The sequence below is a fragment of the Sphingomonas sp. Ant H11 genome, assembly GCF_000797515.1.
Taxonomy (GTDB): domain Bacteria; phylum Pseudomonadota; class Alphaproteobacteria; order Sphingomonadales; family Sphingomonadaceae; genus Sphingomonas.
Map to the genome: position 1 here is coordinate 1 of NZ_JSBN01000051.1, position 24,514 is coordinate 24,514.

A 24,514-nucleotide genomic window follows, 5' to 3' on the forward strand; every position below is an offset into this window, starting at 1 on the left:
GCCCGGCGGCCTTTTTCGTTCAAGCGTCGCCCAGGCGACGCAGATTATTTGAGCAGGAAGCGTACCAACAGCGTCACCGACACTTCGGTTTCGCCCGCCGCAACGGGGGTCGCGTCGCTCGCCTTCATCTGGCGGGCAAAGAGCATCGGCGGCTGTGGCGTCGCGCCGTCATTGGCACCGCTTTCCGCGATCGACACGATCCGTGCCACCGACAGCCCGGAAGCCTTGGCGTAAAGCTCGGCACGCGCCTGCGCGATCTTCACCGCCGAACTCCGCGCTTCATCAAGCGCCGCGTCGGGCTGGTCGATCGAGAGGCTTGGCCCATCGATCTGGTTCGCGCCTTCCGCGACCAACGCATCCAGAATTGCCCCTGATTTGGCAACATCGTGAAAGCGAACGGAGACGCTGTTGCTGGCTTGATAGCCTGTGACCACCGGGGCCTGCCCGTCTGCGTAGCGATATTGCGGACTGAGCGAGACATTGGCGGTGCGCACGTCGCGAGCCGAGACTCCCGCCTTTTTTCAGCGCAGAGAGAACCCGGACCATGCGCGCGGCATTGTCCGACAGCGCCGCCGCTGCTGTCTGTCCTTGCGTAACCACCCCTGCCCGGATCGTCGCAACGTCGGGCACCCGCGCGACGTGCCCCTCCGCCGTGATATCGAGCAGGGTGCCATCGGGCAGCAAGGCCGGCGCGGTTTGCGCGACAGCGGGGCTGACCGCCGCCAACATCAAAGCGGGGGCAAGCAGAAAGAAGGTCGAACGCATGAAAACACTCCCGGTAGAACGAACCGCTCTTCGGCTCGCATTGTGCGGGCGACGATGGCAGCCTTCTCACCAACCGGAGATGAACAGATTATCGATTACGCCGCACAACAACGATACGGTACAGAGCCAGGACAATAACCGCGCCGCCAGTCGCGGCCGCATAGTTCTCCCAGCCACCCACCAACGCGATGTGCATCGATTTGGCAATGAACCCCGCAAGAAACGCGCCCGCAATGCCGATAAGAATCGTAACAATAAAGCCCCCCGGGTCTCTACCCGGCATGATGAGCTTGCCGAGCACGCCGGCAACCAGTCCGATCAGCAGCCAACCGAGAATAGAACGTTCCATCGCCTTTTCTCCCATAGCGTCCGCATTGTGGCAATCCGGGCGAGCCTCGCGCCCGCCCTGCATCGATGCAAGCAGTTTGTTTCGACACCGTGACAAAATGGGGCCATAAGCGGACATAAAGCTGCGCGGTTGCGACCGATTCGCGCCGATCGTATTGCGAGCGGGCCAGAAACACGCCATGCCATATTCTGACAGATCAGCCTCTTGAGGTTGGTGATCTATTTCTATAACACAGCAAGAATGAACGTCGGCAGCCGCACACTGTCGCGATAGGATGAGAGCCCAGGGGGCGGGGATTGACGCACATGAACTATGAGACGCGGGCGATCGGCAATGAGGAGGTGCTCAGCCTACCGGGCGGCCCCGGGCGGCCGCGCTGGCGGCTGTTTGCCATTGTCGGCGCGGTGATTGTGCTGCTTTTGGTGGGCGGTTATCTGATCTTCGGTCGGAGCAGCCCACCCGCGGCCAAGCCGACAGAACAATTGCCGCTGGTATCGGTGGTGATCCCCGGCCGCTCCAGCGTCGCGCGCACGATTTCGGCAACGGGGTCGCTTGCCGCACGGCGTGACATGCCCGTCGGCGTCTCCGGCGAAGGCGGCATCGTGACCCGCGTGCTGGTCGAACCCGGCCAATGGGTCGAGAAGGGCCAAGTGCTGGCGCGAGTCGACCGCTCGGTGCAAACGCAGACGGCGGCCTCGCTGGCCGCGCAGATCAAGGTCGCGCAGGCCGACGCGACGCTCGCCCAGTCCCAACTCGACCGCGCCAAGCAGTTGGTGTCGCGGGGCTTTATCTCCCGCTCCGACATCGACACCAAGACCGCGACTCGCGACGCCGCCGCCGCGCGCGTGAAGGTGGCCGAAGCGCAGCTGTCGCAGCAACAGGCGAGCAATGGTCGCCTGGACATTCGCGCACCCGCCGCCGGGCTGGTGCTGACGCGCAACGTCGAGGCCGGTCAGGTCGTCTCGGCGGGCTCGGGCGTGCTGTTCCGCATGGCGGAAAACGGCCAGTTGGAGCTGCGCGCGCAAGTCAGCGAAGCCGATCTGCGCGGGCTTCACGTAGGATCGCAGGCGAAGGTCACGCCGGTCGGCGGCAGCGACGTGTTTACCGGCGAGGTGTGGCAGGTCTCCCCCGTGATCGATCCGCAAACGCGTCAAGGCATCGCGCGCATCGCACTGTCCTATAACCCGCTCCTGCGACCCGGCGGCTTTGCTGCCGCAACCATCGTTTCGGGCTCGACCGACGTCCCGCAATTGCCCAACGCCTCGATCCAGAGCGATGAAAAGGGCAACTATGTCTATGTCGTCGGCCGACGACAAAGTTGTCCGGCGCGCGATCAAGGTCGGAGGGGTATCCGATTCGGGTGTCGCGATTGCGTCTGGACTGAATGGCACCGAACGGGTCGTCCTGACGGCTGGCGCGTTTCTCAATCCGGGTCAAAAGGTAAAGCCGGCGCTGGTGACAGCGGACGCGGCGAACAAGAGGTAGGACGATGAGCTTCCGGAACATCTCTGCCTGGTCGATCCGCAACCCGGTTCCGTCGATCGTGCTGTTCGTCATGCTGACGATCGCCGGGATCGTCAGTTTTCGCAGCCTTGACGTGAACAACCAGCCGGACATCGATTTTCCGGTCGTTATCATCGATATCGCGCAGCCCGGTGCCGCGCCGAGCGAGTTGGAAACGCAGGTTACCCAGCGTGTCGAGGCTGCCGTTCGATCGCTGCAAGGAATCGACGAGATCGATTCGACCGTAACCGAAGGCGATTCGCAGACGATCGTCCAGCTCGCGATCGGCACGCCGATCGATCGCGCGGTCGAGGACGTGCGCTCAGCCATCTCGCAAATCCGCAGCAATCTGCCCGAGGGCATTCTCGAACCGCAGATCATGCGCGCCGACACCACCGGCAACGATCTGGCCAGTTATGCCGCGATCAGCACCGACCTGACCGTCGAACAGCTGAGCTGGTACATCGACAATACCGTGTCGAAGGAATTGCTGTCGGTCTCGGGTCTGGCCGGGGTGCAGCGCAATGGCGGCGTCAACCGCGAAATCCGTGTCATTCTCGATCCCTTGAAGCTGTCGGCGCAGGGGCTCACCGCCGCGCAGGTCAACCAGCAATTGCGCCTGGTCAACCTCAACGCGGCCGGCGGGCGCGCCCAGATTGCGGGCTCGGAACAATCGGTGCGCGTGCTTGGCAATGCCCAGACCGCTTATGATCTCGGCCAGGTTCAAATCGCCACCGGCTCGGGCCGCACGATCAAGGTCGCGGATCTCGGCCGTGTCGAGGATCTCTATGCCGAGCAGCGTTCGGCTTCGCAGCTCAACGGCCGCCAGGTGCTGAGCTTCGATTTCCAGCGCGCCAAGGGTGCCTCGGACGTCACCGTTTTCGAAGAAGCCGAAAAGAAGCTGGCCGCACTCGAAGAGCGCAATCCCAAGGTTCACTTCAAACGCATTTCGGACAGCGTCAAATATACCAAGGCGCAATATGACGCGGCGATGGAGGCGATGGTCGAAGGGGCGGCACTCGCGGTGCTGATCGTCTTCGTCTTTCTGCGCGACTGGCGCTCGACGATCATCGCCGCGCTCGCCATCCCGCTCTCGGCAATCCCGACTTTCTGGGTGATGGAGCTGCTCGGCTTCACGCTCAACAACATGACCTTGATGGCGCTGAGCCTGGTGGCGGGCGTGCTGGTCGACGATGCGATCGTGGAAATCGAAAACATCGTTCGGCACATGCGGATGGGCAAATCGGCCTATCAGGCCGCGATCGACGCAGCCGACGAAATCGGGCTCGCCGTGCTGGCCACGACCATGGCGATCGTCGCGGTGTTCTTGCCAGTCGGCCTGATGCCAGGCATTTCGGGTGAGTTCTTCAAGAATTTCGGCCTGACCGTCGTCGCTTCGGTGCTGATGAGCCTTGCCGTCGCGCGCCTCATCACGCCGATGCTCGCCGCCTATTTTCTGAAGGCGCATGGCGAGGCCTCGCACGGCGAGGGCCGGATCATGGATATCTATATGCGCATCCTGCAATGGACCTTGCTGCATCGCTGGTCGGCGGTGGTGGGTGGGGCCGCTGCATTCGGCGCAACGATCTTCCTGTTCATGTCGATCCCCGCGACCTTCCAGCCGCTGCGCGACAGCGACAGCAGCACGGCGCTGGTCGAAATGGTGCCTGGCACGACGCTGGCCGAAACACAGGCCGTGGTGAACCGGGTTGCCGCGTTCCTGCAGAAGCAGCCAAGCGTGGAGTCGGTCTATTCGCGTGCCTTTGTCGGGAATGGCCGGGTGACCGCCATTTTCAAACCCAAGCGCGAGCGCAAGATGAAGAGCTACGAGTTCGAGCGCTCGCTCGCACCGGCGCTCCAGGCCATTCCCGACGCCCGGGTTTCCTTCCGCTCGAGCAGCGGCTGGGGCGGCGGCGGGCGCGCGCTCACCGTCACGCTTGGTGGCGACGACCCCAAATTGCTCGCCGAAACCGGTGCCAAGCTGGTCGAGCAGATGTCCAAGCTCGGCGATGTCGTCGCGCCGCGCATCGCTGGCGATTTGAAACGCCCTGAAATCGTCATCACGCCGCATATGGATCTGGCGGCAAGCCTGGGCGTAACGACCGCAGCGATGTCCAACGCGATCCGGCTCGCGACGCTTGGCGATATCGACCAGAACAGCGCCAAATTCTCGCTGTCCGATCGCCAGATCCCGATCCGCGTCGCGCTCGACCAGGATTCGCGCCAGCGCCTGTCGACGATCCAGAACATCCCGGTGCAAACCGCCACCGGCGGCTCGGTCCCGCTCAACGTCGTCGCCGATATCGGCTTCGGTGCGGGGCCGACCAAGATCGAGCGCGTGGCGCAACAGCGGCAGTTGACTGTCGGTGCCGATCTCGCGCCGGGCGTCGTCAGTGGTACCGCACAGAAGGAAATCCATGCGCTGCCAATCATGAAGACCCTGCCGATGGGCGTCAAAGAGCTCGTTCTGGGTGAGTCGAAGTGGCAGAATGAGCTGATCAACAACTTCATCGTCGCGCTGTTCGCCGGTGTCGTGTTGCTGTTCGCGGTGCTGGTGCTGTTGTACCGGCGCTTGCTGCCGCCCTTCGTCAACGTCCTGTCGCTGGCGGTTGCGCCGCTCGGCGGGTTGCTTGGCCTGTGGATCACCAACACGCCGATTTCGATGCCCGTCTATATCGGCCTGATCATGCTGCTCGGCATCGTCGCCAAGAACTCGATCCTGCTGATCGACTTCGCGCTCGAGGAGATGAACAAGGGCGTCGACAAGGTCGCCGCGATCATCGACGCCGGGCACAAGCGCGCGCAGCCGATCGTGATGACCACGGTGGCGATGGTCGCTGGCATGATGCCGACCGCGCTGGCGCTCACCGGCGATGGCTCGTCACGCGTACCGATGGGCATCACCGTGATCGGCGGTTTGACGATGTCGACGATCCTGACGCTGCTGATCGTACCGGCAAGCTTCAGCCTGGCGGTCGGCGTCGAAGCTCGGGTTGGTCCGTTCCTGCGCCGCAACCTGCTGACCTATCGCGCCGGCGACGATCATGGCCCGCTGATCGAAAACCGGCCGCGGCGGCCCGAACTCGGCCCGGCTGGCCCATCGCGAATCGTGTATCAGCCGGGGGACGACGAGCCGCATCCCGCCGAGTGAGCAGGTTGGGCGAAGTCTGGGATCGCCCGAAATTCGCTTTGCACTTGAACTATCGCCGCGTTCGGGGATTGGTCGGGGCATGAGCCGTACCCGACCACCCCGCACCTTCGAGGCCCCGCCCGCTGGCCTGGTGCGGATGCGCTGGATCGCGGGCGGGCTGCTCGTGCTCATGGCGGCGACCTTCCTGATCGCGCGCGCCTTCGATGATCGCTATCCCGCACTCGGCTTCGTACGGGCCTTTGCCGAGGCGGCGATGGTCGGCGGGCTGGCCGACTGGTTCGCGGTGACGGCCTTGTTCCGCCATCCGCTCGGCTTGCCCATCCCGCACACCGCGATCATCCCGCGCAACAAGGATCGCATCGGCACCACGCTCGCCGCTTTCCTGCGCGACAATTTCCTGATTCCGGGCGTCGTCGCGCGGCGCATGCGCGGGGTCGACATAGCCGGAGCGGCGGGCCGCTGGCTCGCCAATCCGCCCGGCGGCGATGGCCGGTTGCGACGCGGTGCCGCCGCCCTGGCCGCGCATATATTGGAAGCGTTCGACCAGCAGCGGCTCGGCGGAATGGTCAAGGCCGGGATCGGGCAACGGCTGCGCGCGCTCGACGTATCGCCTTTGCTCGGGCAGGCGTTGAGCGCGGCGATCGCCGAAGACAGGCATTTGCCGCTGCTCGACGGTATTGTGCGCTGGGGCGCACGGTTGCTGGCCTCCAACGAACAGCTTATCCGCCAGATGGTGCATGACCGGGCAGGCAGCGTGATGCGCTGGACCGGGCTGGACGAGACGCTGGCGACCAAGATCATCGATGGCCTCAATGGCTTGCTGACCGGCATCGCCGAGGATCCCGACCACCCGTTGCGCGAAAAGGCCGAGGCGGGGCTCGCCGCGCTTGCCCATGATCTGATCAACGATCCCCGCATGCGCGAGCGCGTGGCGGCGGTGAAAAGCGAGATCATCGACAATCCCGCGATGCAGCGCTGGCTCGACGGGCTGTGGGAGCAGGCGCGCGGCGGTATGCTGCGGATCGCGCGCAACCCTGATGCGATGCTGGCAGGCCCGGTCGGCGATGCGCTACGCCAGCTCGGCGAAACACTGCAGACCGATGCGAAGCTCCGCGCGACGATCAACCGGTTCGTGCGCCGCGCCGTGGTCGGCATGGCGGCGGATTATGGCGACGGCATCGTGCGGCTGGTGTCGGAAACGATCCAGGGCTGGGATGCGGGCACGATCACGCGCCGCCTGGAAAACGCGGTCGGCCGCGATCTACAATATATCCGCGTCAACGGAACGTTGGTCGGCGGCCTGGTCGGGCTGGCAATTCATGCAGTGGATGTCGCGTTGTAACGGTCGCCGAATACCCGGCCCGCGCCCTAACGCTCCCAATCCTCCACCGCCCAGCCGCGCGCGTGCGCCAGCGTGCGAAGCCGCCGGTGCGGGTTTGTGGCGATGCGACGTCGGCCCATTCCAGCGACGGCGCGTCCGACACATGGTCCGAATAGAAGCGCACCACGGCGTCGGCGCGCGCGATCCCCTGCGCTGCCAGCCACGCCTCGATCATCCGAAGCTTGGCCGCGCCATAGCAATTCTCCCCCGCGATGCGCGCGCGCAGGACGCCACCTTCCTGCACCACCCCGGTCGCGATCACGGCGTCGAAGCCGAGCCGTTCGGCGATCGCGCGCGCATAAAAGCCGTAGGACGCAGTCGCCAGGACCAGCCGATAGCCCGCGGCACGGTCCGCCGCGATCTGCGCGAGCGCACCAGCATAGACGCCCGTGCCCACGATCCGATCCGCGAATCGTGCCGCAGCGCGCGCTGCCACCGCCTCGGGCAAGGCGTTACCGAGCAGGAGCGCGTGCGTCCTTTCCTTCAACCCGGCCCGCCCGATCGCTCCGACAGCATAGCCCAACGTCGCCAGACCGGCGAGCGGGAGCAAGGCCAGCCGCCAGGGAGCCTCCGCCCATGCCGTGCGGACAAGGAACGAAGTCCAAGTCGGCGCGTATGTAATAGTCTTGTCCATATCGTAGACGCTAAGATGGTGCATTGCAGCGCCATAGGATGTTCGAGCCTTGCCGATCTACCCCGATTGCAGCACAGAAGGCAGCAGATGACCGATATGGCCGCCTTCTCGTTCGACCGCGACACCGTGCGCTTCACGGGAAGCCTTTCGTTGGCGGCGATCGGGACGTTGCCCGAGCAATTGCGCGCTTTTCAGGGCGAGGTCGCGCATGTCGACCTGAGCGCGATCACGCGAATCGATACGGTGGGGGCATGGCTGATCCACCGCTTCGCCGCCGAGCATGATGCAGATGTCGTCGGGCTCGATGCCGATGGCGAACATCTGCTGTCGCAAGTCGCCCATGCAGACCAGCCGGTGGCGATGCGCCCCGCCCCCGTTGGGAGCTTAACCCGCGTCGTCGGCGAAATCGGCGATGCGGTCGTCCAGACTGGACGCACGCTCTACGGCCTGCTCGGCTTTCTTGGCGCGACGCTGATCGCCTTCTGGCATGTGACGACCCACCCCAAGCGCTTTCGCTTCAATGCGGTGATCCAGCGTTTCGAAGTGGTGGGGGTGAGCGCGCTTGGCATCATCGGCCTGATGAGCTTTCTGATCGGCATCGTTATTGCACAGCAGGGAGCTGTGCAGTTGCAGCAATTCGGGGCGGAGTTCCTCACCATCAATCTGGTCGGGCGAATCACACTGCGCGAACTTGGCGTCTTGATGACCGCGATCATGGTCGCCGGGCGATCGGGCTCGGCCTTTGCCGCACAGATCGGCACGATGAAGCTGACCGAAGAAGTCGACGCGATGCGCACGATCGGCGTGTCGCCAATGGAGGCGCTGGTGCTGCCGCGCGTGCTGGCGACGGTGATCATGATGCCGCTGCTCGGCATGTACGCGTCGATCGTCGCGATCATCGGCGGTCTGCTGCTATGCTGGGTCTCGCTCGGAATTCCGCCGGTGACCTTCGTCCAGCGGCTGCGCGAAGTCGTGCCGATCACCGATCTTTATGTCGGGTTGGTGAAGGCACCGGTGTTCGGCCTCATCATTGCCGTGGCCGGTTGCTTCCAGGGCATGCTGGTGGAGGGCGACGCCGAACAGGTCGGCACCCGCACCACATCGGCGGTTGTGCAGGCGATCTTTCTGGTGATCGTGCTGGATGCCTTCTTCGCGGTCTTCTTCACCTCGATCGGCTGGATATGACGCGCGATAGCAAGGCAGACGATCCCGTCATCGTCGTGCGCGGTTTGCGCAGCGCGTTTGGCGACCAAGTGGTGCATGACGGCATCGACCTGACGGTGCGTCGTGGCGAAATTCTGGGTGTGGTGGGCGGCTCCGGCACCGGCAAATCGGTGCTGATGCGCTCGATCATCGGCTTACAGGTGCCGGTCGCGGGCGACGTCGAGGTGTTTGGCGAATCGACCGTCAATCGCGAGGAAATCGACCTCACCGGGCTGACCAAGCGCTGGGGCGTGCTGTTCCAGGGAGGGGCGCTGTTTTCGACGCTGACCGTGGCCGAGAATGTGCAAGTGCCGCTGCGCGAATTCTATCCCGATCTGGAAGGCGCGCTGCTCGACGAAATCGCGGCGTACAAGGTGGTGATGACCGGTCTGCCAGCCGACGCAGGGCCGAAATTCCCCGCCGAACTGTCGGGCGGCATGAAGAAGCGTGCCGGGCTAGCGCGGGCGCTGGCGCTGGATCCGGAACTGCTGTTCCTGGACGAACCGACCGCAGGGCTCGATCCGATCGGTGCGGCTGCGTTCGACGAACTCACCGCCTCGCTGCAAAAGACGCTGGGGCTGACGGTGTTCCTCATCACACACGATCTCGATACGCTCTACGCGATTTGCGACCGCGTCGCCGTGCTGGCCGACAAGAAGGTGATTGCGGTGGGCACGATCGACGAACTGCTGGCGCTCGACCACCCTTGGATCCAGGAATATTTCAAGGGGCCGCGCGGGCGCGCCGCGATCGCCACAGTCCACAACAATGAAGACGCGCGCAAGCGAAAGGCAGTAGCTGATGGAAACCCGCTCGAACCATGTTCTGGTCGGCACCGTCGTGCTGATCCTGATCGCGGTGATGTTGTTGTTCCTGGTGTGGATCGCACGCTGGGGCACCGCCACCGACAAGGAATATGATATCTTCTTCAAGCAATCGGTCGATGGTCTGGCCGTGGGATCGGCGGTCGCCTTTTCGGGCGTGCCGTCGGGCCAGGTCAAGGAAATCAAGCTGTGGAAGCCCGATCCGCAGTTGGTGCGCGTGCGGATCAGCGTGAATGCCGACACGCCAATCCTGGTCGGCACCACCGCCACGCTGCAGGGCAGCTTTACCGGCACCAGCACCGTGCAGCTCGATGGCGCGATCAAGGGCGCACCGCCGATCACATGTCCGGCGGTCAACCCGCTCAACGATTGCCCCAATGGCGTGCCGACGATCCCGACCAAGGCGGGAGGCCTCGGTGCATTGCTGAGTTCGGCTCCGCAATTGCTCGAACGTATTTCGACGCTGACCGAGAAACTGTCCGACGTGCTGTCGGAGAAGAACCAGCAGTCGATCACCGGCATCCTCGCCAATACCAATCGCCTGACCAAGGCATTGGCCGATCGCGGTCCCGACATCGCCGCCACGCTCGCCGAAACCAAAACGACCTTGCAAAAGGCGGGAATTGCCGCCGAACAGATCGGCAATCTCGCCGACACCACCAATGGCATGTTGAAGGATGATATCCATCCGGTGATGGGCAACCTCAACAAGGCGATCGCCAGCGCGCAGCACAGCATGGAAACGCTCGACGCCGCCGTCAGCGATGCGCGGCCCGGCTTGCAGGCGTTCTCCAAGCAGACCATCCCCGAGGTCGGCCAACTCGTCCACGATCTGCGCCAGATGTCGCAGGCGCTCACCTCGGTCGCCGAAAAGCTCGATCGCGGCGGCGCAAGCTCGTTGATCGGCCAGTCGAAATTGCCCGATTACAAGCCCGGAAAGGGACAGTGACTATGGTTCGTTCGTCCACCAAAGTGCTGCTCGCACTGGCTGCGATGGTGCCACTGGCGGGTTGCATCAGCTTTGCGCCGAAGCCGCCCCCTTCGCTGCTGACGCTGACCTCGACCACCACCTTGCCCGTCGGGAACACGCAGAATTCGGGGACCGCGCCCACCATCACCATCCAGGTGCCGGTGGTCGGCCAGTCGCTCGCCGGGACACGCATTCCGGTGCAAGCGAGCGAGACCTCGATCGCCTATGTCGCCAAGGCGCAATGGGTTGAGCCGCCCAACCGCATGTTCGCGCGGCTTTTATCGGACACGATCCCCGCAAAGACCGGTCGTATCGTGCTGAGCAGCTCGCAGGCGTTTTCCGATCCCGGCGCGGTGCTGTCGGGTGAATTGCGGGCGTTTGGCATCGATGCGGCCACGCAGGACGCGGTGGTCATCTTCGACGGATCGCTGATCCGCACCACCGGCAAGATCGTCGAGAAACGCCGCTTCGAGGCGCGCGTTCACGCCAGCGCGATTGCAGCAGGACCCGTCAGCGTCGCCCTCAATCAGGCCGCCAACACCGTTGCGGGCGAAGTGGCCGATTGGGTCGGCAAATAAGCCTCAGCGCGGTGGCGGGGCCGCGCGCACCGGCACCGGCAGGTTGCAGAGGTCTGCGGCACCCGCAGGCACGGTAAAGAACGGCCCGCCGCGATTGGCGCGCGCCGCCAACGTTGCGGCAAATACTGGCGCGTCGGGCCGTAGGTACTGAAATGCGGGCCGCTCGCCCGGCGGCAAATCGGCGGCAAGAACGATGCGCTTGATCGGCACGCGCATTTTCACATCTTCATACAGGCCAAGTCCCCCGCCGGTGCCGCGCGGCAGGGCCGACAGCGCCGCCATTCCGTCAATCACCCGCCCGACCACTGCGATGTTGCGATCGAGATGCCGCGGCGCGTGGCCGATCACGGTATAAAGATCACCTCCGGTGCCGGTATCGGGTGCGAGATCGCGCGCTACGCCGACCATGCCGTAGCAATGCGGCAGCCATTGCGCCTTGCCGTCGCCCGCCACGGCCCAGCCGCTCGGGGTGAAGCCGGTGTGCGTCGCATAGGCATCGCGATACGGATTGGCGACGGCACGGCCATGCGCGCCCCAGGCCCATTCATATTCGGCCGGCGGATGACGATCGATGCCGACGGCGGGCGGCTTCTTCTCGCTCGCATCGCCCCATTGGGTGACGTAATTGTCCTGCACGCGGTACACCGTCGCGTCGCTCCACCACCCGCTGCGCGCAATCGTTCGGATATTGGCGATATGCACGGGCGCGAACTCGGCGGCGAGCCAGATGACGGAGCGTTGGCCATCGGCAAAGTCGAGCAGAAGCAGATCATTTGGGTCGATCCCTGCCCACGCCTCCGCCGGGGCGGCGGCGGCGAGTTGTGCAGCGGTCGGCTTGGGCGTCGGCGCGGGCGGTGCGCTCGCGGCGATCTGGGCGGCGGCTAGCAGGGCGAAGATTGGCGGGACCATCGGCATTGTGCCATCGTGCCACGCTCATATGCACGGGCGCAATCCCCGCCCGCAGCAGATCGCTTGCACAGTCGCCACGGACGCTCTAGGGCGACCGTTCTGTCCAGGACATGCGGAGCGGTGGCCGAGTGGTCGAAGGCGCTCGCCTGGAAAGTGAGTATACGTCAAAAGCGTATCGAGGGTTCGAATCCCTCCCGCTCCGCCAAAATCCGTTGAAATCATTAGATTTTTTCTGGTTTTGTTGGTCCGTCCGGGTCTCCGTCCGGGTTTATGAGGCGGATTTCTGCGAACCGCTGCGACCACCCGATCAAATTCTGAGACGAGCCGCACGGCCGGCGCGCCTGGCAATGGGAAAGCGTCCGGGAATCTACGCATCTCCCGGGATTCCAAGTGAGCCTAATATCCCTTCAACGGGAGAGTTTTCACATGGGCATTCACGACATTCTACTGCAGCTTCGCAGTGCGCCAGAGCACTCGCCGCGCTGGTCGATCGATGCGGCAATATCCCTTGCCACAACGCTCGATGCTCGACTGTCCGGTGTGGTCTGTCAGATCGTCATCCCCCGCGTATCGAACTGGCTTGCCGACAAGCTGGTGCATGCCAACGCACTGATCGCGGAGGAAAATGCCAAGAGCCGGGAAAGCGCACGACATCTTCTGGATGAAATGACCACGCGTATTCCGGCCCAATCCCGTGGCGAACAGACCCTGATCGAGTGCACGGAATTCGCCATGTCCCGCGAACTGGCGAAACGCGCGCGGTCTCACGACATCACCGTCGTGCCCATCGATGACGGCCTCGATATCGCGTACGTGGTTCAAGACCTTGTGTTCGAGTCCGGGAGGCCGATCTACCTGATGCCGCGGAGTGGCGGCGGTGGACATCGGCTCGACATCGTTACTGTCGCCTGGGATGGTAGCCGTGCGGCCGCCCGCGCCTTGGCCGATGCGCTCCCATTCTGCAGCCTCGCCAAGACGGTGCGTGTGGCCTGGGTGTCGGGTGATAACGATAAGACAATGTCGGGTTCCGCTGCGGACATCTGCCGCAATCTTGCGTGCCACGGGATCGAAGCAGAAGCGGTCGATATTCCCGCCGATGGCCGCGATGCCGGCACGGCGCTGCTGGCGAATTGCAAGGCTTCGGGAACTGACCTTCTGGTGATGGGCGCCTACGGCCATTCGCGCGCCCGCGAGTTTGTCCTCGGCGGCGCGACCCGCTCCGTCCTGGCATCACCGGATCTTCCCATCATATTATCGCATTGATGGCGGCTGAAAGCTGGCCTGGAGACGAGCGGTGACCCTGTTCAAAGCGCTTTTTTGCCAGACCTCACCGCGTGGCGGGGCAGCCGCACTTTCCGGCCAATTATGACGGTACGGGATGCTGGTGGTTCGAGCGAGGCGTCTTGCCGCTCGGCGCGCCCATGGTTTCAATGTTGATCTGGTCGGCGAGATGCAATGGCAGGATAATCTGAGCGCTGACCGGGGGGGCGCTGCGAAGAGGGGCATAATTGTCATTTTCCGGCACAGCTCTCTTCGACGATAATTCGCGCGATCCAAATGCGATCGGCGTGATGATCGACCACCGCGCGGTGGGCTGGGTTCCATCCGAGATGTCGGCCGACATCCGGCCAGCGATCCTTCGGCTCAATCCGGAGGGCAAGCCGGTCACCTGCAAGGCAAAGGTGATAGGAGGTTGGGACCGTGGGCCCGATGATCGCGGATATTTCGGCGTGAAGCTCAGCATTTCGATGCCATTGAAAAGGGCAGTTCTATCGACAGCGACCGGGCCGGCCTGAGAATGAGTCCAAGATAAGTATACATACCAAGTGTCGGGCTCGGTGGTTCGGCGTAGCGGTATTCCATGGACCTGATCAGCAGCGCGGCAGCATGACGGAGAAACTCACACTCGCCTTTCACGGCGCGGCGCGCACGGTCACGGGTTCCTGCATGGAGTTCACACATAGGGGAAAGCGCATCCTCGTGGACTGTGGCCTCTTCCAGGGGTCGCGTACGCTGGAGACGCTGAACCGCAGCGCATTTGCGTTCGACGCGCGCCATGTCGATGCTGTCATCCTGACGCACGCGCATATCGACCATAGCGGTTTACTGCCTCGGCTGGTGGCCGAAGGCTTTACCGGCGACATCTGGTGCACCGAGCCGACCGCCGCGCTGCTCGAATTCATGCTTGCCGATGCGGGGCGCATCCAGGAGGGCGACGCCGCCCGACGTAACCGGCGCAAGGATCGCGCCGACCTGCCGGATATCGAGCCGATCTACACCGAACAAAACGCGATGACTGCTTGGCGACAGACACGGCCGATCCCGCTCGAAGAATGGTTTGAACCCGTTCCCGGTTTCAAGGCGCGTCTGTGGAACGCCGGGCACATATTGGGGTCTGCATCGGTCGAGCTGCAGGTCGATGGCACCCATATCCTTTGCTCGGGCGACATAGGGCCTGAACACAAGGCCTTCCACCCCGACCCCGAGAGTCCCGCCGACTTCGATCATGTCATCTGCGAGTCCACCTACGGAGACCGCAAGCGGGAAGACCTAACGATCGTTGATCGCCGCGCCCTGCTGGAGAAGGAAATCACCCAGGCGCTGGCCCGCGGCGGAAACCTTATCATCCCGGTGTTCGCGCTCGAACGGACGCAGGAGCTGCTGCTCGACATGGCCGCGCTGATCGACGCGAAGCGCATCCGGTCAGTGCCGATCTTCGTGGATTCACCCCTGGCCAACAGGGCAACGAGCGTTTTCGCGAAGTTTGCCGATACGCTCGAGGACATGAACGGCGAAAATATCTTCCGCAACACGGCCTTCCATTTCGTCGATGCGACCGCGGAGTCTATCCGGCTCAACAGCGTCTCGGGTGCCATCATCCTGGCGGCGTCCGGCATGTGTGAGGCAGGGCGCATCCGACATCACCTCAAGCACAACCTGTTCAAGCGCGAGGCGACGATATTGTTTGTCGGCTTCCAGGCCGAAGGAACGCTGGGCCGGGTGATCCTCGAAGGCGCCGAACGCGTGCGAATCTGGGGCGAGGATATCGTCGTCCGCGCACAGATCCGCCACATCGAGACCTATTCCGCACATGCCGACCAGGATGGACTGCTCGCCTGGATGGAGGCTCGCCGTCCTGTTGGCGGCAGCCTCTTCCTCGGGCATGGAGAAGCCTCGTCGATCGAAACGCTGCGCCAGTTCGCCCAAACCAGGCAGATCGCGTCCTCGATCCTCGTGCCCGAGATCGGGGAGGCCTATCATCTCGCGCCCGCGAAGCCCGCCGCGCGAACCAGGACCGCCGATCCGAGACTTCAGGACGTGATCGGACCCGACTGGCAGAACAGCTATGCCGATTTCGCGACCAAGCTGAAACGAGAGCTCGCGCAAATCAACGACACAAGGGCTCGCGAGCATGCCGTCGCCGACATGCGAGCGGTGCTCGAGAGCTACAAGCATGCCCGCGCAGAACAGTCGGTTCGACGCCACAGCCGCGAAAATCTCCCTTCGGCCATCGGCTGATCTGGACGGGTGGAGGGTACGGAGAATCCCGTAACGACTCCGTATCGGATGGGTGCCACCGTATTTGTGCGGAGGTGCCCCATGGACAAACTCGAAATTCCCTATCTACTCAAGCGAGCGTGTGCGCATCGGCTCCTCGGACAGGTTGCGAAATGCAGCGAGGCGCGGTCGATTCACCGCCAATTCGTCAAGAATTACCAGGGTCTTCTCCTTGCGATTCGCCACACGCGCTTGTCGCCGGTCATCCGTCAGGAGACACTGAATAAGCAACGGCTCGGTCTGCCCGACGAGATTTCAACCATGATCGCCGACAGGAAGGTGGCCTGATGCCGGATAAGACAGAGGCCCGTAGCCGTCTAACCGAGAGACTTGCCGCGTTGATGTCGCAGGTTGGGCGGATCGAAGCCGAACTGGGCCGACCGCTCGACGACGACTTTGCCGAACAGGCGGTCGACCGGGAGGATGACCAGGCGCTGGACACTTTGGAAAGCTCGACGCTCGCCGAGATCGAACTGACCAGGAACGCCATCGCTCGGCTTGGCTCGGGCAGCTACGGGATTTGCACCAGCTGCGGCAATGTCATTGCGGCCGAGCGGCTGAACGTATTGCCCGCGGCTGCTGAGTGCATCGGCTGTGCCAGCACGCGGCATATCGCCAGACCGTGAAGGAAGACCGGAGCGCGGAAGTGCTTTACCAGCGCAAGGATGTTTTCGAGTTCGTACGGCTCCCGATAACGTGCGCTTCGTAAAAACGCTTACGCTCGACTTGATCGATGACAGATTTCCGTTGGTTCGACCTTCTGTTGACGGGAACGATGAACACGGCCCCCCGGAGATCGACGAACCCCTACAGTGGAGAGATTGATTGGGGGCCACCAGCATCGACGCGATCGGAGCGATTGCCCTCTCGCTCACGCTTGGCCTGCTGATCGGTATCCAGCGCGGATGGACGCTGCGTAAAGAGCCGCCGGGCTCCCGCTTCGCAGGCATTCGCACCTTTGGCCTACTCGGGCTGGCAGGCGGCATGGCCGGTGCCATCCATTCAAGCGACAGCATTGTCGCAACGATCATCCTCGCTGGAGCGGCCATCCTGGTCCTGCTTGGTTACGCAGAGCTGGCGTGGCGAAGTGGCAAGGTCAGTGGGACAGCTAGTTTGGTGGGCCTGCTGACCCTCGGCTGCGGGTTTCTTGCGACGACCCAGCAAGCGATGCTCGCCACGATCATCGCCGTCGTGATCACCTTGGTACTGGCCTTGCGCCCGCAGCTTCACGTCTGGGTCGAGCGGTTGAGTGAAGCCGAAGTGAATGCGATCGCGCGGTTTGCCCTGATAGCCATGGTTATCCTGCCGCTGCTTCCCGATCGTACCTTTGGCCCCTTCGATGCCTGGAACCCGCGTCAGCTATGGATGGTCGTCGTGATGGTGTCGGGCTTCTCGTTTGCCGGCTATGTTGCCAGCAAGCGGTTGGGGGCATCGCGCGGCACGATCGCGACGGCGGGCGCCGGGGCAATGGTTTCGTCGACCGCGGTGACGGCGGCCCTGGCCACCAGGCTACGCAATATCGACGAGCGCGCTCCCATTCTCATCGCCGGAATCGCTACCGCTTCGACGGTCATGCTGCTGCGCGTGCTCGTCCTGGTGGCGGTGCTCGCACCCTTTGCATTTTCCACGCTGGCGCTGCTTGTCGTTCCCGCCGCGCTCATGAGCGCGGCGGCGACGCTCTGGCATATGCGCATTGCGATGCGGCGTCCGGCCAAACCGACCGAGGAGGTCGCGGTTCGCAACCCATTCGACATCCTGCCAGCCCTCGCCCTGATGGCGCTGGTGATGGTACTCTCGCTGGTCTCGCGCTGGGTGTTGCATAAGTTCGGCGATGCCGGGCTTGCGACCGTGCTTGCCCTGTCCGGCATGGTCGATGTCGATTCCGCCATCATCACCATGGGCGGATTGCCGTCCGGAACACTTGATGCGCGAACCGCAGGCCTCGTGCTCGCAGCGCCCGTCATGCTCAACACGCTCTTCAAGGCAGGAGCGGCGATCAGCCTCGCTGGCTGGACCAGGGGCTGGCAAGCCGCTTTGCCGCTCGTGGCAAGCGTCGCCGCCGGCCTGCTCATGCTGCCGATCGTGCTGCGTCAGGCTGGCTCGTGAGGGCACATCTTGATTCGGCGGCGCGGCCGCATCTGGCGGCGACATTCGAGCACCATGCGCAATGCCATGATATACGCGAACGGGGATATCGATGTTGAAGATCAGGCGCGTGGCAGTCGATACTTATCCTGAAAACACAGCATTCCTGCTACGCTCGGCCGACGGCTATGGCGCGGAGCAGTTTCAGGCCATGCGCAAGATCGAGATCACCGGAGACGCTAGCGGCATTCTCGCAACGCTGGCGATCTGCGACGATCCGAATATCGTCGGCGACGGCGAAATCGGCCTGGGCGAGCAGGCCTTCCGACGACTCGGGCTAGCCGAAGGCGAGAGCGTCTTGATCGCGCAGGCCAAGCCGCCCCGCAGCCTGGAGGCCGTCCGGCGCAAGATCGGCGGCGATGTTCTCAGCGACAGCGAGATCGCTGCCATCATCACTGATGTCGCGGCCTATCGTTACTCGCCGATGGAGATTGGCGCTTTTCTGGTGGCCTGCGCCGGCTTCATGACGACCCAGGAAACACTCGCGTTGACCCGCGCCATGGCCGATGCCGGCGACCGCTTTGACTGGCATGCTCCGCTGGTGGTCGACAAGCATTGCATCGGCGGCATCCCGGGAAATCGCACGTCAATGATCGTCGTGCCGATTGTCGCGGCGCACGGTCTCATCATGCCCAAGACATCGTCGCGCGCGATCACCTCCCCATCCGGGACCGCCGACACGATGGAGGTGCTTGCAAACGTCGATTTGTCGGCGGAACGCATGCGGGCCATCGTCGCGACCGAAAAGGCCGTCCTTGCCTGGGGCGGGCGGATGAACCTGTCCCCGGCCGACGACGTCCTGATCTCCGTCGAGCGGCCACTCCGCATCGACACGTTCGAACAGATGGTCGCATCGATCCTGTCCAAGAAGCTCGCCGCCGGTTCCACCCATATGGTGATCGACATTCCGGTGGGTCCCACCGCCAAGGTCCGTTCGCAGGGCGAAGCCGTGCGACTACGCAAGCTCTTCGAATATGTCGCGCACAAGGTGGGACTGACGGTCGATGTTGTGCTGACGGACGGCTCGCAACCGATCGGACGCGGCATCGGGCCTGTGCTGGAGGCCCGCGACGTGATGGCCGTGCTGCGTAACGATGCGGACGCCCCCGACGATCTGCGCGAGCGGGCGCTGCTGCTGGCGGGACGCGTGCTCGATTTCGATCCTGACCTGGAGGGTGGGCGCGGTTATGCGCGGGCGCTCGACCTGCTGGCATCGGGCAAGGCATTGGCGGCAATGGAACGCCTCGTTGCGGCGCAAGGCGCGCAGACCCAGACGTTCCGTCCGGGCGCGCTGCGTAGCGAAATCCTCGCGGACGAGGACGGCTCGGTCGCTGCGATCGACTGTCACCTGATCGCGCGCATCGCCCGGCTGGCAGGCGCGCCGATGGACAAGGGCGCGGGCATCGATTTGCTGTGCAAGATCGGTGACAGGGTTCGCAGGGGTGAGCCGCTTTACCGGATCCACGCGCAGTCGGAGACCGGCCTGCGCTTTGCCTGCGATCTGGCGGCCGAGGGCTCGGGCTACCGGCTGCTGTCATGATCGCGACGATCCATCATTTTGCCGAATCCCTTCAGGCCGCTCATCGCCTGGCCGACCTGCTGGGTATCGACTGCCGGGCGGTCAACGTCCGTCGCTTTCCCGATGGCGAAAGCCTCGTCCGGGTTGAGGATACGCAGCGCACCGCAATCCTGTATCGCTCGCTCGACCATCCCAACGAGAAACTGGTCGAACTGATGCTGGCGGCTTCGGCCCTGCGGGACCGCGGTGCGAGCTGCATCGTCCTGGTTGCACCCTATCTCGGCTATATGCGCCAGGACATCGCGTTCCAGCCCGGCGAAGCAGTCAGCCAGAAAGTGATCGGCACGCTGCTCGCGGCGCATTTCGACATGCTGGTGACGGTCGATCCGCATCTCCACCGAACCGCCTCGTTAGCGGCAGTTGCCCCGGGGATCGATGCAGTCGCAGTGTCGGCTGCGGAGACATTGGTCGAATTGCTCCGGCCGGAGATAACATCAGCCGTCATGCTGATCGGCCCGGACGCTGAATCCCGGCCCTGGGTCGAAACCGTCGCCGCTCCATTGGGTCTCCAGGTCCTGGTCGGTGAAAAGCGGCGGCTAGGCGATCGCCATGTCCAATTGGAGATAGCCGGTATCGAGCGGGTGCAGGGGCGGACCGTGGTGCTGATCGACGATCTCATCTCGAGCGGTGGCACCCTGGTGCGATGCGCCGAACTGCTCCACGCCGCTGGCGCAACACGCATCGAGGCGGTCGCCACACATTGTCTGGCCAGTCCTCACGATCTCGCGAAACTCGCCGCTGCGGGGGTGGCGCGAGTTCGGTCCACCGATACCGTGGCAGGCCCAACCGCAAGCGTCGCTATCGCGCCAGCCCTTGCCTCAGCGCTTGTGCGATGGACGCCGACCGCCGCGCAATGAAAAGAATTGCCGCCGCGCCTGTGCCCGTAAACTCGGCGGGCAGCGCGAACCGTCAGGGCCGGATCGCGACCTTCAACACACCATCCCGCTGGTTGGAGAAAAGTTCATACGCGCTCTCGATGTCGTCGAGCGCGAAACGGTGAGTGACAAGGGGCCCGGTGTCCACGCGCCCTGAAGCCACGACGTCCATCAGCCGCCGCATCCGTTCCTTGCCGCCCGGGCAGAGCGTACTGACGATCCGGTTGTCGCCGAGGCCCGCGGAAAAGGCATCGATCGGGATGCGAAGGTCCTCCGAATACACGCCGAGCGAGGAGAGCGTGCCGCCCGGCCGCAGCACGCGCAAGGCTGCCTCGAAAGTGGCCTGCCGCCCAAGCGCCTCGATCGAGACATCGACGCCGCGGCCATCGGTGATCCTGCGAATTTCATCGACCGGGTCGACCTTGCTGAAGTCGACGACATGATCCGCCCCCATCGCGCGGGCAATCGCCAGCCTTTCGGGCAGGGTATCGACCGCAATGATGGTGGTCGCGCCCATCAACTTTGCGCCAGCGGTGGCGCACAGGCCGATAGGCCCCTGCGCGAATATGGCGACCGTGTCGCCGATACGGATGCGGCCGGATTCTGCGCCGCTGAATCCGGTCGAGAGGATGTCCGGGCACATCAGCACCTGCTCGTCGGTGAGGCCGTCGGGCACCGGCGAGAGGTTGGCCATCGCATCGGGCACGAGCAGGTACTCCGCTTGCGCACCGTCGATCGTATTGCCGAACCGCCACCCTCCCATCGCTTTCCAGCCATGATCATGTGCGCCGCCGCATTGCGAGTGGAAGCCGCACAGAGATGCATTCGAGGTGCCCGACGGCGTGATCGCGCCGGCGATCACGCGCTGACCCTCGCGATAGCCGACGACCGCCGAGCCGAGCTTTTCAATGATGCCGACCGGCTCGTGTCCCACCGTCAGGCCCCGCGCAACAGGATATTCGCCCCTTAGGATATGGACGTCAGTCCCGCAGATCGTGGTGGTCGTCACTCGGATGAGCGCATCCAGAGGCCCGACATCCGGCACCGGTTTTTCCCCCAGGATGATTCGACCGGGTTCGAGGAAAATGGCGGCTTTCATCTTCAGTGCCATGAGTCAGAACTCCATCGACGCGGACGAACCGCACATTGGCTTATGTCCAACGCCACCCCGGGGTCTCTACGTGACGTTGCGTAGCCCTTGGTCTGCGCTTCCACACTTCCCGGCACGCCGTGAGACTACGTATGCCCGGCTGCTGAGCGAAGCGGTAAGCCATCCCTCAACAAAGAGGATTCGAACTTTTCGGTCCCTTCCACATCTTGTGAATTGCAGCGCCAGCCGGCGGCGGGCGTCCCCGCAGTGAAGAGGATCAAGCCAAGTCATGAACGATAGTTCGCTGACCCGCGTCCCACAATTTCTGGTCGAACCCACCCGTTTCCTATTCTTCACGGGCAAAGGAGGCGTTGGCAAGACGTCGATCGCATGCGCAGCCGCCCTTTCGCTTGCCGATCGCGGCAAATCGATCCTGCTCGTCAGCACCGATCCTGCCTCCAATCTCGACGAATATTGGACGTACCCTTGACCAATCAGCCGGTCGCGGTGCCGAACGCTCCCGGCCTGTACGTCCTGAACATCGATCCGACCGCTGCGGCAGAAGCTTATCGCACGCGCGTGCTGGCCCAAATGGAGCCCGATGCGAGCGCCCGGGACCGCGATACGATTCGTGAGCAGCTTTCGGGCGCCTGTACGACCGAGATCGCGGCATTCGACGAATTCGTCGGCCGCCTTGCCGATGCTGACGGCACCTATGATCACATCGTCTTCGACACCGCGCCGACGGGGCACACGCTGCGATTGCTCAGCCTGCCCAAGGCCTGGAGCGGCTTCCTCGCGGAAAATGACCAAGGCGCGTCGTGCCTGGGACCTCACTCGGGACTCAAGACGCAAGAGGAGCGCTTCAGAAGAGCCATGGCGGCGTTGTGCGATCCCGCGGCCACAGCCGTCATTCTCGTGACGCGCCCGGAACGCGGCGCGATCGCCGAGGCGGGTCGAACCTCGACCGAGTTGGCGGTGCTGGGGCTCGGCAACCAGCATCTCGTTGTGAACGGCCTGTTCCGCGCCAGCGACCCATCCGACGCGACGGCGGCGTCGCTGGAGGCCCAGGGACAGCAGGCGCTGGCAGAGATGCCAGCCGTGCTCCGGAAGCTTCCGCGCGACGACATAGAGCTCTGCCCCTTCGAGATGATGGGCCTGGACGCGCTACGTTCAGTCCTGTGCTCTGGCCCATTGTCGACAAACCCTGGCGAACCCGCCGTTGCTGCGCCATGGGTCGGCGACCTGCCCGGCCTCGATCGACTGATCGACCTGCTCGCAGCGGACGGCAAAGGGCTGATCATGGTGATGGGAAAAGGCGGCGTGGGCAAGACCACCATCGCCGCGGCCATAGCGCTAGGGCTCGTCGAGCGTGGCCACAGCGTGCATCTCAGTACCACTGACCCCGCCGCACACTTGGCAATGACGATGACCGGGAATGTCGCCGGGCTTCGCGTCGACCGGATTGATCCCAAAGCGGAAACCGAGCGGTACATCGCCAAGATCATGGAGCAGAGAGGCGGCATGCTCGATGCGCAGGGTCAGGCCCTGCTGCGCGAGGACTTGGCCTCGCCTTGCACGGAGGAAGTCGCCGTCTTCCATGCCTTCTCGCATATCGTCGCCGAGGCGCGCAGCGCGTTTGTCGTGCTGGACACGGCCCCCACCGGTCACAGCCTTCTGCTAATGGATGCGACCGGCGCCTATCACCGCCAAATGACACGGCAATCGACTTTGCACGACCTTGCCGGCCGCATAACTACGCCGCTGATGCGGCTCCAGGATCCCGACTATACGCATATTCTGCTGGTTACTCTTGCGGAGACCACACCTGTCTCGCAGGCAAGCGCATTGCAGGACGATTTGCGGCGCGCGCAAATCGAGCCTTTTGCCTGGATCATCAACAAGAGCCTGCTGGCGGCTGGCTCGAGCGATCCACTGCTGCGCCAGCGGCTCAGCGGCGAGCTGAAACAGGTCGATCGCATACGCGGATCGATGGCTAAGCGACTGTTCTTTGTGCCTTGGCAGGCCACACCGCCGGTGGGCGTCCCCGCGCTCGCACGGCTCGCCCATGACGGCGCATGAACTGCATCACGGGCGTTTCAAAAAAAGACTTGGACAATCGGAAGCGCCTGCCGAGACGACGGGTCGAATTGTTGCACGTAGAACCATCAGGAATCCAGCGAAGACCATCGGCACGCAAAGCCACTGACCCATATGAAGACCTGTCGCGGAGGCAAAGGCAGCCAACTGTTGATCGGGCTCGCGAATGAACTCGACCAAGAACCGGAAAACGCCGTAGCCCAGGACGAACGCGCCACTCAGCAACCCAGGTCGGCGACGCGCGCTGGTGAAACGGAATAGGCACCAGAGCAAGAGGAAGAGGATCGGCCCCTCCAGCATCGCTTCGTAGAGTTGGCTGGGATGGCGTGGGAGAGGCCCGGCGCCTGGAAAGACAATTCCCCATGGCAGGTCTGTCGGCCGTCCCCAAAGCTCACCATTCACGAAATTGGCGAGACGACCGAGGAACAGTCCGATCGGTGCGGACATTGCGACATAGTCGATGATCCGCAACCAATTTAGACGATGTCGCTGGGAGAACAGGAAAATGGCGATCGCAACGCCCAGCGCGCCGCCGTGAAACGACATACCCCCAGCCCAAAGCTTGAATACCTTCAAGGGCTGCGCGAGATAGGTTCCAGAGTCGTAGAAGACCACATAGGCGAGACGCCCACCGAGGATGATGCCCGCGGTGACCCATGTCACCAAAGCATCAGCCTGCTCCTTCGCCATGGGGGCGCCGTCATCGGCGAGCAGCTTCACCAGATAGAACCAGCCGAGGAGAATGCCGGCTATATAGGCCAGGCTGTACCAGCGCAGCGCGAATGGACCGATCTGAAGCAGCACGGGATTGAGGTGCAGCGACGAAAAATAGATCGCGGTTGGGACGTGACCCGCGAGACTCATGCGACAGTCCGATCTAAGGAGAAAATTGCTCAATCG

22 protein-coding genes, 1 tRNA gene and 3 pseudogenes are annotated in these 24,514 nt (G+C 63.7%); 18 read left to right on the forward strand and 8 right to left on the reverse strand.

Annotated elements, in window-relative coordinates:
* Positions 1 to 44: 44 nt before the first annotated feature.
* Together NW75_RS10640 and NW75_RS10645 are read right to left on the reverse strand one after the other, a co-directional pair.
* Positions 45 to 765, reverse strand: a pseudogene (locus tag NW75_RS10640) (SIMPL domain-containing protein).
* Between the two features lie 88 nt (positions 766 to 853).
* Positions 854 to 1,114 carry a GlsB/YeaQ/YmgE family stress response membrane protein gene (locus NW75_RS10645; RefSeq protein ID WP_081988733.1) on the reverse strand — a complete coding sequence of 87 codons (261 nt, stop codon included), beginning with the start codon at positions 1,112 to 1,114 and terminating at the stop codon, positions 854 to 856.
* A 305-nt stretch (positions 1,115 to 1,419) separates the two neighbouring features.
* On the opposite strand from NW75_RS10645, the pseudogene NW75_RS10650 reads away from it, so the two are divergent.
* The 3 genes and pseudogenes from NW75_RS10650 (at position 1,420) to NW75_RS10660 (ending at position 7,110) form a co-directional block, all read left to right on the forward strand.
* Positions 1,420 to 2,599 (forward strand): annotated as a pseudogene (locus NW75_RS10650) (efflux RND transporter periplasmic adaptor subunit).
* 4 nt (positions 2,600 to 2,603) lie between these two features.
* The gene (locus NW75_RS10655) at positions 2,604 to 5,768 is read left to right on the forward strand and encodes an efflux RND transporter permease subunit (RefSeq protein ID WP_033965195.1); all 3,165 of its coding nucleotides are present in this window, start codon (positions 2,604 to 2,606) and stop codon (positions 5,766 to 5,768) included.
* Between the two features lie 79 nt (positions 5,769 to 5,847).
* Positions 5,848 to 7,110: a DUF445 domain-containing protein gene (locus tag NW75_RS10660; RefSeq protein WP_052192361.1), complete on the forward strand. Its 1,263-nt coding sequence runs from the start codon at positions 5,848 to 5,850 to the stop codon at positions 7,108 to 7,110.
* A 26-nt stretch (positions 7,111 to 7,136) separates the two neighbouring features.
* Here the strand turns inward: NW75_RS10660 and NW75_RS10665 are convergent.
* A pseudogene (locus tag NW75_RS10665) lies at positions 7,137 to 7,807 on the reverse strand (HAD family hydrolase).
* Positions 7,808 to 7,870: 63 nt separating this feature from the next.
* Here NW75_RS10665 and NW75_RS10670 point away from each other — a divergent pair.
* From NW75_RS10670 to NW75_RS10685, 4 genes are read left to right on the forward strand one after another with little or no spacing between them, the layout of a single operon-like run.
* Positions 7,871 to 8,968 carry an ABC transporter permease gene (locus NW75_RS10670; RefSeq protein ID WP_033965197.1) on the forward strand — a complete coding sequence of 366 codons (1,098 nt, stop codon included), beginning with the start codon at positions 7,871 to 7,873 and terminating at the stop codon, positions 8,966 to 8,968.
* Positions 8,965 to 9,906 carry an ABC transporter ATP-binding protein gene (locus NW75_RS23755; RefSeq protein ID WP_156143020.1) on the forward strand — a complete coding sequence of 314 codons (942 nt, stop codon included), beginning with the start codon at positions 8,965 to 8,967 and terminating at the stop codon, positions 9,904 to 9,906. Before NW75_RS10670 ends, NW75_RS23755 begins: the two co-directional genes overlap by 4 nt.
* Complete coding sequence (locus NW75_RS10680) at positions 9,788 to 10,759, forward strand: MlaD family protein (RefSeq protein ID WP_033965200.1); 972 nt, start codon at positions 9,788 to 9,790, stop codon at positions 10,757 to 10,759. Before NW75_RS23755 ends, NW75_RS10680 begins: the two co-directional genes overlap by 119 nt.
* A complete protein-coding gene (locus NW75_RS10685) occupies positions 10,756 to 11,358 on the forward strand; it encodes an ABC-type transport auxiliary lipoprotein family protein (protein WP_033965201.1) in 603 nt (200 codons plus the stop codon). The genes NW75_RS10680 and NW75_RS10685 overlap by 4 nt, the downstream gene beginning before the upstream one ends.
* Positions 11,359 to 11,361: 3 nt before the next feature.
* On the opposite strand, the gene NW75_RS10690 is transcribed toward NW75_RS10685, so the two are convergent.
* Positions 11,362 to 12,267, reverse strand: a complete 906-nt coding sequence (locus NW75_RS10690) for a peptidylprolyl isomerase (protein WP_231565122.1) — start codon at positions 12,265 to 12,267, stop codon at positions 11,362 to 11,364.
* A 114-nt stretch (positions 12,268 to 12,381) separates the two neighbouring features.
* Here NW75_RS10690 and NW75_RS10695 point away from each other — a divergent pair.
* Both NW75_RS10695 and NW75_RS10700 read left to right on the forward strand, forming a co-directional pair.
* A tRNA-Ser gene (locus tag NW75_RS10695) sits at positions 12,382 to 12,472 on the forward strand.
* A gap of 221 nt (positions 12,473 to 12,693) precedes the next feature.
* Positions 12,694 to 13,530 (forward strand): universal stress protein, encoded by an 837-nt coding sequence (locus tag NW75_RS10700; RefSeq protein ID WP_033965203.1) that lies wholly within the window; start codon positions 12,694 to 12,696, stop codon positions 13,528 to 13,530.
* Positions 13,531 to 13,630: 100 nt separating this feature from the next.
* Here NW75_RS10700 and NW75_RS10705 read toward each other — a convergent pair whose 3' ends face one another.
* On the reverse strand, positions 13,631 to 13,891 hold the full coding sequence (locus NW75_RS10705) for a hypothetical protein (protein WP_033965204.1): 261 nt from the start codon (positions 13,889 to 13,891) through the stop codon (positions 13,631 to 13,633).
* Here NW75_RS10705 and NW75_RS25145 point away from each other — a divergent pair.
* Positions 13,839 to 14,063, forward strand: coding sequence for a hypothetical protein (locus tag NW75_RS25145; RefSeq protein ID WP_197057789.1), 225 nt, complete (start codon positions 13,839 to 13,841; stop codon positions 14,061 to 14,063). The genes NW75_RS10705 and NW75_RS25145 overlap by 53 nt on opposite strands.
* Here NW75_RS25145 and NW75_RS26365 read toward each other — a convergent pair.
* The gene (locus NW75_RS26365) at positions 14,005 to 14,364 is read right to left on the reverse strand and encodes a hypothetical protein (RefSeq protein WP_231565134.1); all 360 of its coding nucleotides are present in this window, start codon (positions 14,362 to 14,364) and stop codon (positions 14,005 to 14,007) included. The genes NW75_RS25145 and NW75_RS26365 overlap by 59 nt on opposite strands.
* Here NW75_RS26365 and NW75_RS10715 point away from each other — a divergent pair.
* The 6 genes from NW75_RS10715 to NW75_RS10740 all read left to right on the forward strand — a co-directional run bounded on the left by NW75_RS10715 (position 14,248) and on the right by NW75_RS10740 (position 20,406).
* On the forward strand, positions 14,248 to 15,786 hold the full coding sequence (locus NW75_RS10715) for an MBL fold metallo-hydrolase (protein ID WP_231565132.1): 1,539 nt from the start codon (positions 14,248 to 14,250) through the stop codon (positions 15,784 to 15,786). The two genes, NW75_RS26365 and NW75_RS10715, sit on opposite strands and share 117 nt — an antisense overlap.
* An 81-nt stretch (positions 15,787 to 15,867) precedes the next feature.
* Positions 15,868 to 16,113 carry a hypothetical protein gene (locus tag NW75_RS10720; RefSeq protein WP_033965207.1) on the forward strand — a complete coding sequence of 82 codons (246 nt, stop codon included), beginning with the start codon at positions 15,868 to 15,870 and terminating at the stop codon, positions 16,111 to 16,113.
* On the forward strand, positions 16,113 to 16,451 hold the full coding sequence (locus tag NW75_RS10725; RefSeq protein ID WP_033965209.1) for a TraR/DksA family transcriptional regulator: 339 nt from the start codon (positions 16,113 to 16,115) through the stop codon (positions 16,449 to 16,451). The genes NW75_RS10720 and NW75_RS10725 overlap by 1 nt, the downstream gene beginning before the upstream one ends.
* A 199-nt stretch (positions 16,452 to 16,650) precedes the next feature.
* Positions 16,651 to 17,931, forward strand: a complete 1,281-nt coding sequence (locus NW75_RS10730) for an MgtC/SapB family protein (RefSeq protein WP_033965210.1) — start codon at positions 16,651 to 16,653, stop codon at positions 17,929 to 17,931.
* A 91-nt stretch (positions 17,932 to 18,022) separates the two neighbouring features.
* Positions 18,023 to 19,510, forward strand: a complete 1,488-nt coding sequence (locus NW75_RS10735) for a thymidine phosphorylase family protein (protein WP_033965211.1) — start codon at positions 18,023 to 18,025, stop codon at positions 19,508 to 19,510.
* A complete protein-coding gene (locus NW75_RS10740; RefSeq protein WP_033965212.1) occupies positions 19,507 to 20,406 on the forward strand; it encodes a ribose-phosphate diphosphokinase in 900 nt (299 codons plus the stop codon). Before NW75_RS10735 ends, NW75_RS10740 begins: the two co-directional genes overlap by 4 nt.
* A gap of 52 nt (positions 20,407 to 20,458) precedes the next feature.
* Here NW75_RS10740 and NW75_RS10745 read toward each other — a convergent pair whose 3' ends face one another.
* A complete protein-coding gene (locus NW75_RS10745; protein WP_033965214.1) occupies positions 20,459 to 21,535 on the reverse strand; it encodes an NAD(P)-dependent alcohol dehydrogenase in 1,077 nt (358 codons plus the stop codon).
* Between the two features lie 268 nt (positions 21,536 to 21,803).
* Between NW75_RS10745 and NW75_RS27340 the strand changes: the two genes are divergently transcribed.
* Positions 21,804 to 22,004, forward strand: coding sequence for an ArsA-related P-loop ATPase (locus NW75_RS27340; RefSeq protein ID WP_269430313.1), 201 nt, complete (start codon positions 21,804 to 21,806; stop codon positions 22,002 to 22,004).
* Positions 22,001 to 23,596: a TRC40/GET3/ArsA family transport-energizing ATPase gene (locus tag NW75_RS27345; protein ID WP_269430314.1), complete on the forward strand. Its 1,596-nt coding sequence runs from the start codon at positions 22,001 to 22,003 to the stop codon at positions 23,594 to 23,596. The genes NW75_RS27340 and NW75_RS27345 overlap by 4 nt, the downstream gene beginning before the upstream one ends.
* A 6-nt stretch (positions 23,597 to 23,602) precedes the next feature.
* On the opposite strand, the gene lgt is transcribed toward NW75_RS27345, so the two are convergent.
* Positions 23,603 to 24,478, reverse strand: a complete 876-nt coding sequence (gene lgt, locus NW75_RS10755) for a prolipoprotein diacylglyceryl transferase (protein ID WP_231565124.1) — start codon at positions 24,476 to 24,478, stop codon at positions 23,603 to 23,605.
* Positions 24,479 to 24,514 lie beyond the last annotated feature (36 nt).